Raw genomic sequence first — 16,549 nt, forward strand, 5'->3', positions numbered from 1 at the left:
TATGAGTGCAAGCGGTTTAAAAGTAGAAGTCAATGACCAAGCCATCAATCGTTATCGTCCGATGATTATTATTGCCGATGACAACATGACAGGCACAAGCGGTTATCAACGAGCCGACTGGGAGCGCAAACGCCGCCAAGCCGAAGGGCAAAAAGCCACTGCACGAGTGCAAGGCTGGTTCAAGCCTGACGGCACACTGTGGCTACCGAATGAACTAGTGGTACTCGATGCCCCACAATTTGGCATACATAAGGCTGAACGCCTGATTGTCGATTGCACTTACACCTTAGATGAGAAAGGTACCATTACCGAAATGACCTTAATGCACCGTGATGCCTTTGATGAACCGGCTGATGACACCCTCGATGATGTCAAAGACGGCAAAGGCAAGAAAGGGCAAAAAGGCAAATCAAAGAAAGCAAAAAAATCCGATAAAGATAATGTGAAAGAATTTACTGGCTTTGTCGAATAATTTAAACAAGGTTTAAACAGGGTTTAAAAAGACTTTATGCAAGCAATAAATCGCATAATTGCCCCACTTAAACGAGGGCTACAACTACTGGTCAGTCGTGCGGTGGTGTCAGTGGTGAATGATGCCTACGCACGCCAAAATCTCCAGCTACGGCTGCAATCAGACGAAGTGGCCGATGATGTGGAACGCTTTCAAAACTACGGGCATTATTCTGTGCCTAAAGCCGGTGAAGCCATTGTGGTGTCTGTCGGTAGCAAACGTTCCCACTTGGTTGCCGTGGTGGTTGATGATAAAAGCGTGCGTCCTGCCGGCTTGATTGCTGGCGACAGCGTGTTGTATCATTTAGAAGGTCATCAACTGCGTTTAACCGAAAATGGTGAAGCGATCCTCTCGTGTAAAAAATTCACTATCGAAACTGACACTCTCGACTGTTCCGCACAACAAATCACGTTTGATAGTCCGCAAACGACCTTTACCGGCAACGTTGATATTATGGGAATATCAACAGCAACCGACCACCAGTCAAGCGGAATCAGCGGAAAAAACCACGACCACGAAAAACGTGTGGGCAAACCTGTTCCGTAAGGAGCAGTATGTCAGATTTAGCCTTAACGTGGCACAATGGCGAAGGCGACTTGGTGCTAGACACTGAGTCGCTTTTGCTTGATGATACCCTTACCAACGCCATTATCATTAGCCTGTTCACCGATTTGCGTGTTGAGGGCGAACGTGGCTGGTGGGGCGATTCCTTTAATGACGGCTATCAAACAGGTTCAAAACTTTGGACATTAAGTCGCTCCAAACAACTTTATGAAATCCTTGACGACGCACAACTTTACGCCAGCCAAGCCTTGCAATGGTTGGTTGATGATGGTGTGGCAAAAAGCGTGCAAGTGATTGCCACCAATCCGCAAATGTCGGTCTTGCTGTTAGAAATCCTTGTGGTGTTGCCCGACGGGCGCACAGAACAACGCACCTTCCGTGCAAATTGGAGTCTCTAATGGCATTTAATACCCCGACACTTTCAAGCCTGATTAAACAAGGCGAGCAACAGTTTCAGTATCGTTTCCCAACGCTTAAGCGACACAATGTGATTGGCGTGATTAACCGCATTTGTGCAGCATTAAGCGCGGGCGAACATATGCACTTGGACTGGCTCGCACGCCAAATTATTCCAACTACAGCCGAAGAAGACTATTTAATTGAATACTGCCTCTATAAAGGCATTGTACGCAAACAAGCCTCTACTGCCACAGGTGTGGTAACGGTGACAGCAGCCAACGATACTACAATCCCCGAAGGCACAGTGCTTGAAGACTCCAACACAGGGCTGACCTTTATCACCACCCAAGAAACCGTGGTAAAAGCCGGCACCGCTGATATTGCGGTGAAATGTGAAACCACAGGCGTGGATGGCAATTTGAAAGCCGGTACAAGCCTTTCGCTGACTTCTGCGATTTTAGGCTTATTACCCACCGCAACCGTCAAGGCAATGAGTGGTGGCGCAGATATTGAGTCGCTCTCGCGTTTATTAGCTCGCTTAATTTACCGTGTGCAAAACCCACCGGCAAACGGTGCGCCCCACGATTATGTACGCTGGGCGACCGAAGTGTCAGGCGTAACCCGTGCTTGGTGTTTTGAACGCTACTTAGGGGGTGGCTCGGTGGGTGTGGCTTTCGCTTGTGATGATCGTGAAGACATTTTACCCACCGCTGAAGACATTGCCCGTGTGCGTGCTTACATCACTGGGCATAAAAACGAAGCCACCGGACAATTTGAGGGTATGCCGGCAAATGTGGAACTCTATGTGTTCGCACCACAGTTTCAAGCGGTCAATTTTAAAATCCGTCTTGCACCTGATACTCCAACGCTACGCCAAGCAGTACGCAAGAGCCTTTCTGCTTATCTTGCTAATGCTGGTGTGGGCGCATTGCTTTATCTCTCCCAAATTCGAGCCACCGTCTCCAACACCGCAGGCGAAGTCGATAACAGCGTGATTTTTCCGACCGCAGATGTGCAATTGTTAAGCGATAACATCGCCACCCTAGGAGACATCGAATGGCTATGACCCACGTTCAGTATTTAGATGCGGCGATTAAGTTGCTCCCCGTGGGTTTAGCGTGGAAACGGGCACTAGACAGCAACCTTGCCAAGGTGCTTGCCGTGCGTTGCGACCAACTAGTGGAAGTCAATGGCAAAGCCCACGACCTCATCAAAGAGCGTATGCCAGGGCAAGCCACGTTACTGCTGGAAGAATGGGAAAGTTTCTTTGGATTGCCTGAAGCAGGACGACAAATTGTTGGTAAAAGCATTGCTGAACGCCAAGCACAGGTAAAAGAGAAAGAGGAAGAGTTAGGCTCTAGTAGCAAAATCTACCTCGAAGAAGCGGCAAAGCGTGCCGGTTATCAAATTGAGATCGTCAATTACTATCCGCACCACTGCTTGCGTGATTGCCTTTACCCACTCTATGAATATGAAAATGCGTGGCGAATTTTCATCTACACCGAAAAATTGCCGACCAACCCCACCGATGAGGTGGATAGAAACCAAGAATTGCAACAAATCTTAAAGCGTTACTGCAACGCTGATATTGAGATGGTATTTATTTATAAGGACACCGCTTAATGTACGCACTAGATAACAAATCCGGCATTAAACAAATGCCCGAAATCCCGGAAGTCTTCAGCAAAGAACCACTTTGGTTTACCGAAGGGCGTGATGGCAACGACCCAAGTTACCCAGGTGCGCACTGGTTTAACATTATCCAAGCTGAATTGCTGAATGTGTTGAAAGAAGCCGGTATCGAACCTAATAAAACCGACCTTACTCAATTAGCCAAAGCCTTGCAAGTGCTATCGGGTCAAGTGGAAAGCATTGATGCACTGCGTGAGTTTGAGCCCACCCGAGAAGGACAACGCGTTGTAGTTAAAATGCCCCAAAGCCAATTTGGTTTTGGTTATGCTGTTTACTATTATGATGCCATTGATAATAAGAGTGCTGACAACAATGGCACCACTATTGTTACAAACAGCGGTAAACGCTGGAAACATCTTGAGCGAACTGGTGGTGGTAACGTTATTTTAGGTGCTGAAAGTGGTGGTCGTACAATTACCCAAGTAAGTGATCACAATAACCTAGTTGTTATTGGGCGTAAAGCAGCCGCGAATTTAACAAATGCTTATGAAAGTATTGCAATAGGCAGTAGAGCGCTAGGTACTGCACAGGTTACACGAGATAACATTGCTATTGGAGCAGATAGTTTATACAACGTAAATGCAGACACCCCTTGGTATAGTCAATCACAAGTTAATGGTACGCGTAATATCGGTATCGGTGGTAATGCTGGTCGAGGAATTACAAGTGGCTATTCTAATATCGCTATTGGACGTAATGCTGGGCAAAACCTCGAATCTGGCTCATTAAATGTGGCATTAGGAGCTGGTGCAATTGGAGGTATTGTTCCCATTGGCTTTAGTGGAGACATCGAACATGCTCATCCATCCAAAATCAAAGAAAGTGTAGCGGTCGGCGTTAATGCCCTAAATCAATATATTGCCTCATCAAGTAGCGTAGCTGTTGGTGCGTATGCTGCGGAAAAGCTGAAAAAAGGATTATACAACACCGCCATCGGATTCGGCTCACTCAAAGAACTTGAGGCCGATATCGCCCCTAACGGTGGGAGTATATTGTGGCAAGGTAATCAACAAGGAACATACAGTCAAAATGGCAATGTAATCACTTTAACTTTTGACAATCTGCAAGGTGCTGATGTTAACTGCATTGTTGGCGTTAGATTGTTGGATGGTGCGGCTAAAACGCTTTTGAATGATGTAGTCCCCGCAAAGGTATTAAGCAAAACTGGTAATACTATCACAATACAATCATCAAAAAGCCTTAATACATCAGGTCAGGCAGAACTACGTTATGTTTACAGTAATACCGATGTTGGTGTGCTTGATACTAACCATAATACAGCAGTTGGTTTTGCTGCAATGAATAAAGCCACACGCGCTGGATTTTCGGTCGCCATTGGCGCGCATGCCCTAAAATTAGGGCATAGCTTATCCAGAGCCATTGCAATAGGGGCTAGCGCTTTTGAGCGAGGTAATCACACTAAAAGCATTGGTATCGGTTCGCACGCTGCTAATACTGCGAATACTAACAACGCCATTGTGATTGGTGTGAGCGCTATGGCAAACGCAAGCGAAGTCAATAACTCAATTATTATTGGCAATGATATCGGCGCGACTGGATCAGTTAACAATAAACTTGCAATTGGCAGTGGTTTTACGGGGGATTTACACAATAACCGTTACGGCATCAACATCCCTTTAAATCAAAATCCATTAGCAAACTTACATGTGCGACCGAAAGGTAGCCGAGGAAGCGGAAGATCACAACCTGTTGATGGATTGTTAGTTGAGCATTCAGGTGTGGCTGTAGCGAAAATCGATGGTGGAAGCGGTGCTGATTTAGACCTTGTTAAAGGCGATGATCTGAAATTTAGTATTCGATATCGAGCTGATAGCGATCTCACAACTATTATGGTAGGCAATGAGCATAGTTGGAAATTTTCAGGTTCGCACGAGTTATTCCCGGATAAAGATAATGTTAATGCCATTGGCAGACCATCCAGACGCTTAAAAAGTGTTTATGTAACCTCTCCTGATAAGCAGGAAAACGGAGATAAAGCAATTACAGCAAAATGGTTTAGAGACCAATTTTCTCAAAATCTTGTTGCGAATAACGGCTGGCGCATTTTACCAAATGGTGAAATTGAGCAGTGGGGATTTTTAGATTTTCCAGAGCGAACATCACAAGCAACAATTCATTTTCCGATTGCATTCAATGAATGTTTTTTTGTAATCCCCATTGATATTAGTAATTCTGCAAGTGTTGTTGGTCTCAGTGTAGGAAATGTAAACAATACAAGTGCAACCATTAACAGTACAAAATATGCCGGCGGCATTAAATGGTATGCAAAGGGGAGATAACAATGAATTATTTTTATGACGTAGAAAATCAATGCTTTCTTGTTGAGGGTATTCACAGTATTCCCCAAGATGCGATTTCGGTGCGAGAAAGCGAATATCAGTTTTTAGTTGATGGTCGAGCCAAAGGTCGAGAAATTATCCTTTTTAATAATAATCTGACATTAAGCAATGTGAGACCTTCAGACTGCTATGACTTAATAAATAATCAATGGGTGTTGAATAAAGAAAAACTTAGTCAGAAACTTATTTTAGAGCGCGACAAAATCCGCCAAGCAATCAACACTAAACGCGACCAAACCGATGCAAGCGGTGTATTTGTGCCCCAACTTGGCAAGTGGGTTGATTCGAACGATAAGGCTTACCAAAACATTTTAGGTGTTAAAGCAAGCCTTGATTTGCTCGGCGATATGGAGATTGAGTGGACATGGGCGGACAACACTAGCAGCACCATCAACCGCCAAACATTAGCCGTAATCGTGGGCGCATTACTGCAAGCCAAACAAGCTAACCACGCCAATGCAATTAAACACAAAGAGGCAGTAATGTTGGTAGACAATCCGCTTGAGTATGATTATTCAACGGGCTGGACTAAAACCTATACTGATTTTATCAAGGAGCAAGGTAATGAGTAAGATTTCTCTCGCTATGTACAAAGCCCGTGGTAATTGGGTCGATAAAATTATCCGCTTGTTTACGGGTAAACCTTATAGCCATTGCGAGGTGGCAATCAAAACAGGTTTAAGCGTTTACCAATGCTATTCCTCAAGCCCTCGTGATGGTGGTGTACGTGTAAAAACAATGCGACTACCAGCGGATAAGTGGGATTTAATCCCAGTACACACAGATTCAGACATTGTGGACTTTTTTCAGCGTACTGGTGGCAAAAAATACGATTTTATCGGGGCAATTGGTTGCGTGTTACCGTTTAAGCAAAAGCCAAGTCGATATTATTGTAGTGAGTGGTGTTATGAGGCAATTTTGGGCGAAGCCCCGAAAAAGGCGTTAAGCCCGAATAAACTAGCTGAGTTGATAAAAGGAGGGTTTACCCTGCACAAAGTTTAGTTCAAAAAAAGAAAAGACGGCGATAATAACGGCACGGCAATGCGCGTTATTACCAGCTACGCAGAACATGCCTGCATATAGCCATACGCCGCCTACCTTGCGCAAGGCGGGCGGATTGTAACAAATCTTTTAATTATGGAGAATATATGCAGTCAATTAAAACAATCCGTTGCACATTTTGTAACAAATTATTGGCGAAAGTGGGTACAGTTGGTTATTTAGAAATCAAATGCCCACGCTGCAAAGTAATTAACTTTACTAAATAACTTAATTTGAGTGTCGGAATACCTTGAGTATCAGAACGCCATAGAAGGAAAAACTATGGCAAACAAAAAAACTTTTAAACAAGCCCCGCTACCGTTTATCGGGCAAAAAAGAATGTTTTTAAAACACGTGGAAATTGTGTTAAACAAACACATTGATGGAGAAGGTGATGGTTGGACGATTGTGGACGTATTTGGAGGTAGTGGCTTGTTAAGCCATACCGCCAAGCGACTGAAGCCAAAAGCAACCGTAATTTATAACGATTTTGATGGCTACGCCGAACGATTAAAGCACATTGACGACATCAACAGATTACGCCAAATTATCTTTAATTACTTACACGGTATTATACCAAAAAACGGACGATTAAGCAAAGAAATTAAAGCAGAAATTATCAATAAAATCAATGATTTCAAGGGTTATAAAGACCTGAACTGTTTAGCTTCTTGGTTATTATTTTCTGGACAGCAAGTTGGCAGTATTGAGGCGTTATTTGCCAAAGATTTTTGGCATTGTGTGCGCCAAAGCGATTACCCAACGGCTGAGGGCTATTTAGATGGCATTGAGGTTATAAGTGAGTCGTTCCATAAGCTAATCCCCCGCTATCAAAATCAAGAAAAGGTGCTACTATTACTTGATCCACCTTATTTATGCACTCGCCAAGAGAGCTACAAACAAGGCACTTACTTTGATTTAATTGATTTTTTACGGCTAATCAATTTGACGAAGCCACCTTATATCTTCTTCAGTAGCACGAAAAGTGAGTTTATCCGTTATTTGGACTATATGCAGGAGAGTAAAACGGATAATTGGGAGTCGTTTGAAGGATATGAACGAATTGTAGTTAAAGCATCTGCTTCCAAAGATGGGATTTATGAAGATAATATGATTTATAAGTTCTAAATTTAAACCTCCTTTAAAGACCGTTTAAATATACAAATGAGCCATTAAAACAACGAAAAAATCTCAAGGTTTTATTTTCGCAGTTTTAATGGCTTTTTTTCGCAGTTTTTTTGGCTCGCAACATAGGCGTATGATGACTATCAGTTTTACATAAACCCTAAATTTATTTAGGTAAATATATTATTTCTATTTAATAGGAGATTGAATGATGAAAAAATTATTCACAGCAGTACTTTCTGCGGCAGCGATTGCTGTACCTTTTTTTGCTTCTGCGAATACTGCGCCACAAACAGAACAAAGTGCAGTACAACTAGAAAAAGCAAAAGGCGTTTGGATTGATGTGCGTTCAGCGGAGGAATTTAACTCTGGACATTTACAAGATGCGGTAAATATTCCACATGATAAAATTGTTGAAGGCGTTAAAGCGCTTGGATCAGATAAAGATGCACCAATCAATCTTTATTGTCGTAGTGGTCGCCGTGCGGAAGCCGCACTCACTGAGTTGAAAAATGCAGGCTATACCAATGTAACCAACCATGGTGGTTATGAAGATTTGGTTAAAAAAGGTTTGAAATAAACAACATATTATTTAAAGCAAAAATCCCCTAGAGCAGTAGGGGATTTTTATTATAAAGTGATCTGCCCTCCAAAAGTTGGACAGGTTAGTTAACTTAAATATTGAGCTCGGTATTGCACTGGGCTCAATCCTTTGAAAGCAAGTTTAATGTGTTTTTGGTTGTAATACACTAAATATTCTTCAATTTCAGCCTGTAATTCAGCGATTGAATGATAAGTTCGTGAGTAAAAACACGCTGATTTTAGTATCGCAAAAAAACTTTCAATCGGCTGGTCTCTTTTGCGCCACGAATAAATTCCTTCGCCAGCATATTGGAAGAGCCGTGTTTGTTTCCGCTGCTCTTTAAAACCAGAGTCTTCATAAGCTCAGATACTCCTCATCGATGACCGGTTCACACCATTCGTTCGAGGCGTTCTCTCCCTCGATCTCAAAGGCAAGATGTGAAAACCAGCTGTCCTTCTGGGCTCCATGCCAATGCTTTACATTCGCCGGAATATGAATCACTGTACCGGGAAGGATCTCCTGCGCAGGCTTACCTTCTTCCTGATACCAGCCTTTTCCGCCGACACCGATCAACATCTGGCCGCCGCCTTTTGATGCATGATGGATATGCCAGTTGTTTCGGCAGCCCGGTTCGAAGGTCACGTTGAAGATCATCACCTGCTCTGTTGATACGGGAGCCAGATAGCTCTGTCCGACGAAATACTGAGCAAAGCCGTCGTTGGGGTCGCCAATAGGGAAGAAGATCTCCTTCTGGAATCTTTCCTTCTCCGTCAGCGGTTCCATTCCCTCATCATAAATACCGTTCGCTTTCGCAAGATTAAAAACCGCCCAGGCCTTCGGCCAGCCAGCGTAAAAAGCAACATGCGTCACGATGGCCGCAAACTACTGCTTCGTCACACCGTGTGCTTTCGCGTTCTGAATGTGGTAGACGAGAGAGGAATCCGTTATGCCCTGCGACATCAGTGCCACCATCGTGATTACGCAGCGGGTCTTCAGATCAATATCCTGATTGTTCCAGTTTTCACCGAATAGCACATCATCATTAAAATGGGCAAACTCCGGAGCGAACTCTCCCAGTGCCTTTCTTCCGGCTGTTTGTACGATTTTTTCTGACATGAATTTGTCCTCCATATTTCTGTTATGTCTGTTATGGTCAACTTTTTTGAGCGATTAAGCCCTTTTCTAGTTGTTAGAAAAGGGGCTTTCAACGAAATAAAAACAAGAAAGTAGTTTGAGCCGTTTAGATTTTATCCACTACTATTCTCGCTACTCTTATACGCCCGTTTTCCACGCGTAGATGCGTTTCAAATTATCCACCGTGTCGTGATTTATGATGGCGGCGAACGTACCGTCCAGTTTGGCAATTTCTGCTTTGTCTTCATCGCTGAGGGCAAAGTCAAAGACATTCAAGTTTTCCGCCATGCGTTCAGGTTTGGTGGATTTTGCCAACACGATGATGTCGCGATCAATCAGCCAGCGGGTAATCACCTGCGCCACGGATTTGCCGTATTTCACGCCAATTTTGCTTAACACAGGATTGTGGAAAATATCGTTTTGGCCTTCGGCAAACGGCCCCCACGCTTCCACGGCGATGCCTTCGGCCTGCAAAGCGGCAACGGCTTCGGTTTTTTGTTGGAACGGATTGATTTCAATCTGATTGGCTTGCGGCATCACTTTATTGAACAGCCCCAAATCCACCGCGCGTACGGGCGAAAAATTGCTCACGCCGATGGCGCGGATTTTGCCGGCTGCCTGATATTCTTCCAGCGCGCGCCATGTGCCGTGGCTGTCGCCGTAAGGCTGATGAATCAGCACCATATCGATATAATCCAAATTCAGACGGCTTAATGAACGATCCAGCGAGGCTTTAGCGGCTTCATAGCCGAAATTTTCCACCCAAATTTTGGTGGTAACGAACAATTCTTCGCGCGCCACACCGCTGTTTTTAATCCCCAAACCGACTTCGGTTTCATTTATATAAGCCTGCGCGGTGTCGATGTGACGGTAACCCGCCTTGATGGCGGCAATCACAGCTTGTTCCGTTTCTTCGGGCGGAATTTGAAATACGCCGAAACCGAGCACAGGAATTTTTACGCCATTGTTTAATGTGATATTTTGCATGATATTGTCTCCTGTTTGTTCTCATGAAAGTGTAGCCATTTTACCCCGCGTTTTTATTGAGATAAATTAGGCTTTGTTTTATGATGTCGTGAATTAAATTCACTAATCAGCTAAAACGGGGCGGGAAAATGCAGAACTTTAACGAACTGAATTATTTTTTGACACTCGCACAAACGCAGAGTTTTGTAAAAGCGGGACAGCTTTTGGGGATTTCTTCTTCGGCGTTGAGCCATAGCATGAAAAATTTAGAAACGCGGCTGAACCTGCGCTTGTTCAACCGCACGACACGCAATGTGTCACTAACCGAAGCTGGGCAGCAGCTTTTCGACCAACTTTCCCCGCTTTATCAAGCCATAAACCAAGAAGTCGATGCATTAAACGATTTTTTGAATACGCCATCGGGATTGATTCGTATCAATGCCTCTGCAGTGGCGGCGGAAGCGGTGTTGTACCCGAAATTAAAGCCGATTTTGAACCAATACCCGAAAATCCGTTTGGAGATCGTGGTGGACGACCGCTTGGCGGACATTGTGAAAGAAGGGTTTGATATGGGCGTGCGGCTGGGCAACGATGTGGCAAAAGAGATGATTGCCGTGCCGATTTCCGCACCGTTCAAAATGGCGTTGGTCGCCTCACCCGATTATTTGGTGCAATACGGTTCGCCGAAAAATATTGACGATTTGCAGAAGCACCGCCTTATCGGCACAAAGCTCTCCGCCGAACACGGCTCGGAGATGCAGTGGGAATTCAAATACAAAAAAGAGCTGATTACCTTCACGCCCAAATCGCAGTTTTCCACCAATAATCATCTGCGTCTGCAAGCCGTTTCAGACGGACTCGGCATCACTTGGCTGCCGCATATCATCGCCGCAGACGCGCTCCATTCCGGGCAACTGGTCGAGCTGTTGCCCGAGTACGCCATCACTTACGATCCGTTTTACCTCTATTACCCCAGCCGTCGCAGGCATTCGAATGCGTTTAAGTTGATTGTGGATGCGCTAAAAGTAAAAGCCGTCTGAAATTTCAGACGGCTTTTTTCATAACAAAGTACGGTCAGATTTTCGTTTACTAAATACAATAATCTTCCTTTAATAAATGACGATAGGCATAAAGATAAGATGCACCGACAAATGCTGCACCACCCGTGACATTGCCTAAAAAGACAGGAATCATATTGAAGAAGAATTGGCTCCAAGTCACATTAGCACCAGCAAAAATCCCGGCAGGAATAATAAACATATTAGCGACAAAGTGTTGTAATCCGATAAGCACAAAAATCATCACTGGGAACCACATGGCGAGAATACGACCAGAGGTTTGTTTGGCACCAAAATAGAACCAAATACCCATGCAGACCATCCAGTTACAGGCAATAGCAGAAATAAAGGCACGACCAAAATCCATTTGCACTTTAGCTTCGGCAATAGCAATGGTTTTAGCAGAGGCAGCACCTTCTGATAAACCGACATAATGCCCTAAGAAATAGGCCATAAACAGCGCACCGAGCAGGTTACCCAAACTCACGACAATCCAGTTACGAAATAATTTTTTAAGGCTTACTCTTTTGGTTAAACGGCCTAATGCCATCATCATCATATTTCCCGTGGCTAATTCACCACCACCGATTAGAATACAAATTAAACAAATCGGAAACACGGCCGCACCAAGTAATGTCGCCAGCCCTCCCCACTCAGGAGGAATACCACTCACGACTTTTAAATAGGCCATATAACCAAAACTCACATAGCCGCCACCTAAAAAACTTAAAATAGAGAGTGTTTTTAGGTGTCCTTGCGACTTAGCATAACTTTTATCAATAACATCTTGTAAGATTTCGTGGGGATAAAGATCGCGATGCTGCATAGTTGTACCTCTAGTGAAAATAAGACGGTAAAAATGTAGCAAAGCACATAGCAAAACCGAAAGAATTGTTAAATATATGTACTGATTTTTAGTTATAACGAAATTGAATAATAATCCGAACCTAAAATTAGGTGTCTAGGTTCTTTTTTTGAGGGCAAAGTGCGGTCGGTGGGAACAATATCGCCCAAGTTAGAAACGATATAAGGGAAACATCGTCTATTACATTTTTCTATAAATCAAAATCCGCGTAAATTCAGTCGGGTAGTCCAATCTGAATGTCATACCGGGTGAATGGTAGAGACGAAACTCAACGGTAACGTTAGGGTATTTATCGATAGAAAATTCATAGGAAGTGAAAAAATATGTGGTCTCATCAAAAGCCGTTTTCAGTGTTTCTGATTTTTCCTCACTTTTTTTAAGATTCAGATGAAAGTATTTTGTCAATTCATCTTTGTCAAATAGGATATTTATTGAACCTTCACTTTCATCCCAATAGAGATTAAGTTTTGTATTCTGTTTTAACTCTTTAGGTACAACCAAATGAACTTTTGATTTTTCCAAAGTGTAGATTGTATAACCGTTTTTCATGTTTGTATGAGTAAGAACCTTGATATTCCTACGTTTATATTGCAATGAATCAGGATCAATAGATTGTTTTTTCTCCATAATTTCAGATGCTATATCAATCATTTCTGCTAAATAAGCTTTTTCCAATTGGATTTCTGTTTGTGTCATGGAAAATATATTTTGCGAATAGAACAATAAAAAAATAACAGATAATTTCGAAAGGATTTGTTTAAAATTTTCCATATATTCTTACTCCTGAAGATGTTCAAAGGAAATAAAGCAAAGATACATCGTTTTCTTTTTCCTGATTCGAGTGATGTTGCCCATCTAAGAAATGTTCTCCTTGAGATCTATACTATTTTCCAGTATTCAAATAAAGATATATTAAATTCGGATGCGGTGCAATAAATTGAATATTTATTGCGTTTTAGCGCTTGAACGAGATAAGGCGCACGAATAATTGATGTCAAAATGAGAGATAAAAAAGAGACCTTTCAATGAAAGGTCTCTCTTCATAAAACAATGTTATATGAATAATTTGTAAAAAATCTCCAAAATTATGCAGGATTTGGGTGTTTGCAAATTAAAATAACTTATTTTGCCTTCAATTTTTAACCAGTCAAATTTACCATTTTTGCGCCGTAAAGCCCCGTTCTTCAGGTTGGGGATATAGCTTTTTTGACTTTTTCTCTTGCCCACTCTTCGTATTGGGAAGTTTGATTTTTAACTGGTTTTAAATTCATTTTGCTATGATATTCTGTTTAAGGTTTTTATTATTATACCTAATGAATGTTTAAATTGGGGTGTTCACGCAAAAACACATTGACTGCTTTAAATCCGTATGTGGTACTGTGGTGATGGTTATTTTATTTTCTGATATTTCAAAAGCTTGCGGCTCTCTTGTCCAGACAAGTGATTTGGGATGGAATGTGTGCATTATTACTCCTGAGTAATGAGACTGTATTATAGTAAAGATTTCATACATATTGAAAAACAAGCGGTAGGATTTTGAGAAAAATTTGCAAATTATTTTTTCAAATCCCTTGAGCTTAACCCTAGGTTAAGCTTTAACATGATGTCCATTCAATCTCAATAAAAAATAAGGACATCTTATGAAATTACATAAATTCACCCGCTCATTGTTGCTTTTAAGTTTAGGCATAACCGCTTTTGCTCAAGCACAAACACTTTCTATGGAAGTGTGGAAAAGCCCGACTTGTGGCTGTTGTAATGAATGGATCAGCTATATGCAGAAAAACGGTTTTGAGGTTAAAGTCAACGAAACAGGCAATTATGATGCTCATAAGCGCTTTAACATTAAATATGAACATGCTTCTTGCCACACAGCCGTGATTGATGGCTATGTGATTGAAGGACATGTACCTGCTGAGGATATCAAACGTTTACTCGCAGAAAAACCCGATGCAATAGGCTTGTCTGCACCGGGAATGCCAATTGGTTCACCAGGTATGGACGGTGAAGCATACGGCGGACGCAAAGATCCTTATGATGTTGTTTTGATTAAGAAAAACGGTGAAAGTGAAGTGTTTAAATCCTATAACCAATAGGGGGGGAAAGAATGAAACGTCGAGATTTTTTACGTTATGGAATTGGAATTAGCTTAGCCAGTAGCTCGCTTTATAGCCTTGCGAATATGATGAACCACGCACAACATGGCAATATGGCGATGATGCATTCAGTACCTACTGGCCTAATGCCAACTGAGGCAATGCCTTCAGGTTTATCGCTTAATGGGATATTACCAAAACTTGCTAATCAATCGACTCAAGCTGGACTGTTCAAAGCCACTTTAAAAGCAGAGCCAATTAAAATTCGCCTCGCAGACAATAAAGAAACGGAATTTTGGGCTTATAACGGACAACTACCAGGGCCACAAATTGAAGTATTTGAAGGCGATGCCGTAGAAATTGAATTTATCAATCACCTACCACAACCCTCAACAGTACATTGGCACGGCTTAGATGTACCAAATGAAGCGGATGGTAACCCGATGGATATGGTTGAACCGCAAGGGAAAAAAGTCTATCGCTTTACGCTACCTCAAGGCAGTGCTGGGACATATTGGTACCACCCTCATCCACATGACCATGTTTCCGAACAAGTCTATAAAGGCTTAGCAGGCACTTTCGTTGTTAAAGCGAAAAATGATCCGCTTGCACACCTTCCTGAACAACATTGGGTGATTTCCGATCTGCGTTTAAATGCCGATGGCACCATTCCAGCAAACACGATGTTAGATTGGATGAACGGTCGTGAGGGTGAATTTGTGTTAATCAACGGTCAATATCAGCCCCAGATTCAAGTGAAAACGAATGAAAGAATCCGTCTTTGGAATGCCACTAGCGCTCGTTATTTTCGTTTAAACATTCCAGGGGTGAAATGGATTGTGGTGGGTACCGAAGGTGGTTTACTTGAAAAACCTCGCTCGCCTGTTGATGAACTGCTACTTACACCAGCCGAACGCGTTGAAGTGATTATGGTGGGTGAAACGCAAGGAACAGTCAATTTACAAAGCGGTTATTATGATCGCCGTAAGATGATGGTGCAAGAACAGCCTAAAGATCTCACTTTAGCCACAATTCAGGTGAAATCAGAACCTGTTCAGTTACCTGAAAGCTTAAGGTCCTTCCCTAACTGGGATGAGCCAAAGCAGGTTCGCCAAATTCGCTTTAGTGAAAAAATGATGAACCATACGAATATGCCAATGATGAATCACGGTACACATCACGCTACTACAACACCAACGGACAACCCTATTCCACCAATGATGAATGGTATGTTCTTAATCAACGGTCAAACCTTTGATATGAACCGTATTGATTTTGTTGCCAAATTGAATGAAGTGGAACAGTGGGAAATTTTCAATGAAAGCCATATGGATCATCCGTTCCATTTGCACGGCACTCAATTTGAAGTGATTCAACATACATTAAACGGCAAAACCTTCAAGCCAGAAGGCAGGGCGTTAAAAGATGTAGTCAATTTGCGCCCTTATGAAAAAGTGATTATTCGCTTTAAGCAAGGACACACTGGGTTGAAAATGTACCATTGCCATATTTTGGAACATGAAAATCTCGGTATGATGGGGATGTTTAAAGTGGAATAGTGGTATCTAACCATAAAAAACAGAGGGATTTTCGTGAAAATTTGTAAATCGCGAAAATCCCACTGCGTATTGATAATCTTGTACCAATACAATTCAGAATGGAATGTTATCATCAAATGCGTCCATTGGTGGCTCAGCTTGTGGCGCTGGCGCAGATTGTGCTGGACGAGATTGATAGCTTGGTTGTGGTGCTGATTGTGCAGGTGTATAACCGCCCATCTCTTGATTACGACCACCTAACATTTGTAAGTTATCACCCTGGATTTCAGTGGTGTAACGATCTTGGCCGTTGTTATCTTGCCATTTACGGGTTTTTAAACGACCTTCAACATAAACTTGTGAACCTTTGCGTAAGTATTGACCCGCAATTTCCGCTAAACGACGATATAACACGATGCGGTGCCATTCGGTCACTTCACGACGTTCACCTGTGTTTTTATCTGTCCAGCTTTCACTTGTTGCCACGCTGATATTTGCTACCGCTTCGCCATTTGGCATCGTGCGGATTTCAGGATCATTACCTAAATTACCCACGATGATTACTTTATTAATACCTGCCATAGAATCCTCTATATTTTAGAAATAAGATGAAAAAT

21 protein-coding genes are annotated in these 16,549 nt (G+C 42.6%); 14 read left to right on the forward strand and 7 right to left on the reverse strand.

Annotation, left to right across the window (positions count from 1 at the left end; genetic code table 11):
* Position 1: 1 nt before the first annotated feature.
* From QQS40_RS01685 to QQS40_RS01735, 11 genes are all read left to right on the forward strand, one after another.
* Positions 2-472 carry a phage baseplate assembly protein gene (locus tag QQS40_RS01685; protein ID WP_329505755.1) on the forward strand — a complete coding sequence of 157 codons (471 nt, stop codon included), beginning with the start codon at positions 2-4 and terminating at the stop codon, positions 470-472.
* Between the two features lie 36 nt (positions 473-508).
* Positions 509-1,057, forward strand: coding sequence for a phage baseplate assembly protein V (locus tag QQS40_RS01690; protein WP_329505757.1), 549 nt, complete (start codon positions 509-511; stop codon positions 1,055-1,057).
* A gap of 8 nt (positions 1,058-1,065) precedes the next feature.
* Entirely contained in the window at positions 1,066-1,473 is a 408-nt protein-coding gene (locus tag QQS40_RS01695; RefSeq protein WP_329505759.1) for a phage GP46 family protein, read from the forward strand.
* Positions 1,473-2,540, forward strand: coding sequence for a baseplate J/gp47 family protein (locus tag QQS40_RS01700; protein ID WP_329505761.1), 1,068 nt, complete (start codon positions 1,473-1,475; stop codon positions 2,538-2,540). Before QQS40_RS01695 ends, QQS40_RS01700 begins: the two co-directional genes overlap by 1 nt.
* Positions 2,531-3,097, forward strand: a complete 567-nt coding sequence (locus tag QQS40_RS01705) for a putative phage tail protein (RefSeq protein WP_329505763.1) — start codon at positions 2,531-2,533, stop codon at positions 3,095-3,097. The genes QQS40_RS01700 and QQS40_RS01705 overlap by 10 nt, the downstream gene beginning before the upstream one ends.
* Positions 3,097-5,466: a putative phage tail protein gene (locus QQS40_RS01710; RefSeq protein WP_329505765.1), complete on the forward strand. Its 2,370-nt coding sequence runs from the start codon at positions 3,097-3,099 to the stop codon at positions 5,464-5,466. Before QQS40_RS01705 ends, QQS40_RS01710 begins: the two co-directional genes overlap by 1 nt.
* 2 nt (positions 5,467-5,468) lie before the next feature.
* Entirely contained in the window at positions 5,469-6,098 is a 630-nt protein-coding gene (locus tag QQS40_RS01715; protein ID WP_329505767.1) for a DUF4376 domain-containing protein, read from the forward strand.
* Positions 6,091-6,528: a hypothetical protein gene (locus QQS40_RS01720; protein ID WP_329505769.1), complete on the forward strand. Its 438-nt coding sequence runs from the start codon at positions 6,091-6,093 to the stop codon at positions 6,526-6,528. The genes QQS40_RS01715 and QQS40_RS01720 overlap by 8 nt, the downstream gene beginning before the upstream one ends.
* 146 nt (positions 6,529-6,674) lie before the next feature.
* On the forward strand, positions 6,675-6,794 hold the full coding sequence (locus QQS40_RS01725; RefSeq protein ID WP_005693545.1) for a Com family DNA-binding transcriptional regulator: 120 nt from the start codon (positions 6,675-6,677) through the stop codon (positions 6,792-6,794).
* 55 nt (positions 6,795-6,849) lie between these two features.
* Positions 6,850-7,695 carry a DNA adenine methylase gene (locus QQS40_RS01730; protein WP_329505775.1) on the forward strand — a complete coding sequence of 282 codons (846 nt, stop codon included), beginning with the start codon at positions 6,850-6,852 and terminating at the stop codon, positions 7,693-7,695.
* A 208-nt stretch (positions 7,696-7,903) separates the two neighbouring features.
* The gene (locus tag QQS40_RS01735; protein WP_289902238.1) at positions 7,904-8,272 is read left to right on the forward strand and encodes a rhodanese-like domain-containing protein; all 369 of its coding nucleotides are present in this window, start codon (positions 7,904-7,906) and stop codon (positions 8,270-8,272) included.
* Between the two features lie 89 nt (positions 8,273-8,361).
* Here the strand turns inward: QQS40_RS01735 and QQS40_RS11210 are convergent, their stop codons facing one another.
* From QQS40_RS11210 to QQS40_RS01750, 4 genes are all read right to left on the reverse strand, one after another.
* Positions 8,362-8,568 (reverse strand): IS3 family transposase, encoded by a 207-nt coding sequence (locus QQS40_RS11210; RefSeq protein ID WP_128787980.1) that lies wholly within the window; start codon positions 8,566-8,568, stop codon positions 8,362-8,364.
* A 61-nt stretch (positions 8,569-8,629) separates the two neighbouring features.
* Positions 8,630-9,145, reverse strand: a complete 516-nt coding sequence (locus tag QQS40_RS01740) for a cupin domain-containing protein (RefSeq protein WP_216364014.1) — start codon at positions 9,143-9,145, stop codon at positions 8,630-8,632.
* 12 nt (positions 9,146-9,157) lie between these two features.
* The gene (locus QQS40_RS01745) at positions 9,158-9,391 is read right to left on the reverse strand and encodes a carboxymuconolactone decarboxylase family protein (RefSeq protein ID WP_216364013.1); all 234 of its coding nucleotides are present in this window, start codon (positions 9,389-9,391) and stop codon (positions 9,158-9,160) included.
* A 156-nt stretch (positions 9,392-9,547) separates the two neighbouring features.
* Positions 9,548-10,396, reverse strand: a complete 849-nt coding sequence (locus QQS40_RS01750) for an aldo/keto reductase (RefSeq protein WP_128786832.1) — start codon at positions 10,394-10,396, stop codon at positions 9,548-9,550.
* A 128-nt stretch (positions 10,397-10,524) separates the two neighbouring features.
* Here QQS40_RS01750 and QQS40_RS01755 point away from each other — a divergent pair, with 128 nt between their 5' ends.
* Positions 10,525-11,415 carry a LysR family transcriptional regulator gene (locus QQS40_RS01755; protein ID WP_289902172.1) on the forward strand — a complete coding sequence of 297 codons (891 nt, stop codon included), beginning with the start codon at positions 10,525-10,527 and terminating at the stop codon, positions 11,413-11,415.
* Between the two features lie 49 nt (positions 11,416-11,464).
* Here the strand turns inward: QQS40_RS01755 and QQS40_RS01760 are convergent, their stop codons facing one another.
* Both QQS40_RS01760 and QQS40_RS01765 read right to left on the reverse strand, forming a co-directional pair.
* Complete coding sequence (locus tag QQS40_RS01760; RefSeq protein WP_289902171.1) at positions 11,465-12,259, reverse strand: formate/nitrite transporter family protein; 795 nt, start codon at positions 12,257-12,259, stop codon at positions 11,465-11,467.
* Positions 12,260-12,478: 219 nt separating this feature from the next.
* On the reverse strand, positions 12,479-13,069 hold the full coding sequence (locus tag QQS40_RS01765) for a hypothetical protein (protein ID WP_197542481.1): 591 nt from the start codon (positions 13,067-13,069) through the stop codon (positions 12,479-12,481).
* Between the two features lie 869 nt (positions 13,070-13,938).
* Here QQS40_RS01765 and QQS40_RS01770 point away from each other — a divergent pair.
* Positions 13,939-14,394: a DUF411 domain-containing protein gene (locus QQS40_RS01770; RefSeq protein WP_005612095.1), complete on the forward strand. Its 456-nt coding sequence runs from the start codon at positions 13,939-13,941 to the stop codon at positions 14,392-14,394.
* A gap of 11 nt (positions 14,395-14,405) precedes the next feature.
* A complete protein-coding gene (locus tag QQS40_RS01775) occupies positions 14,406-15,953 on the forward strand; it encodes a multicopper oxidase family protein (RefSeq protein ID WP_003783725.1) in 1,548 nt (515 codons plus the stop codon).
* A gap of 93 nt (positions 15,954-16,046) precedes the next feature.
* Here the strand turns inward: QQS40_RS01775 and QQS40_RS01780 are convergent, their stop codons facing one another.
* Positions 16,047-16,514: a single-stranded DNA-binding protein gene (locus tag QQS40_RS01780; protein ID WP_049357843.1), complete on the reverse strand. Its 468-nt coding sequence runs from the start codon at positions 16,512-16,514 to the stop codon at positions 16,047-16,049.
* Between the last annotated feature and the right edge of the window lie 35 nt (positions 16,515-16,549).

Source organism: Haemophilus parainfluenzae (assembly GCF_036288925.1).
In the GTDB taxonomy this organism is placed as follows: Bacteria; Pseudomonadota; Gammaproteobacteria; order Enterobacterales; family Pasteurellaceae; genus Haemophilus_D.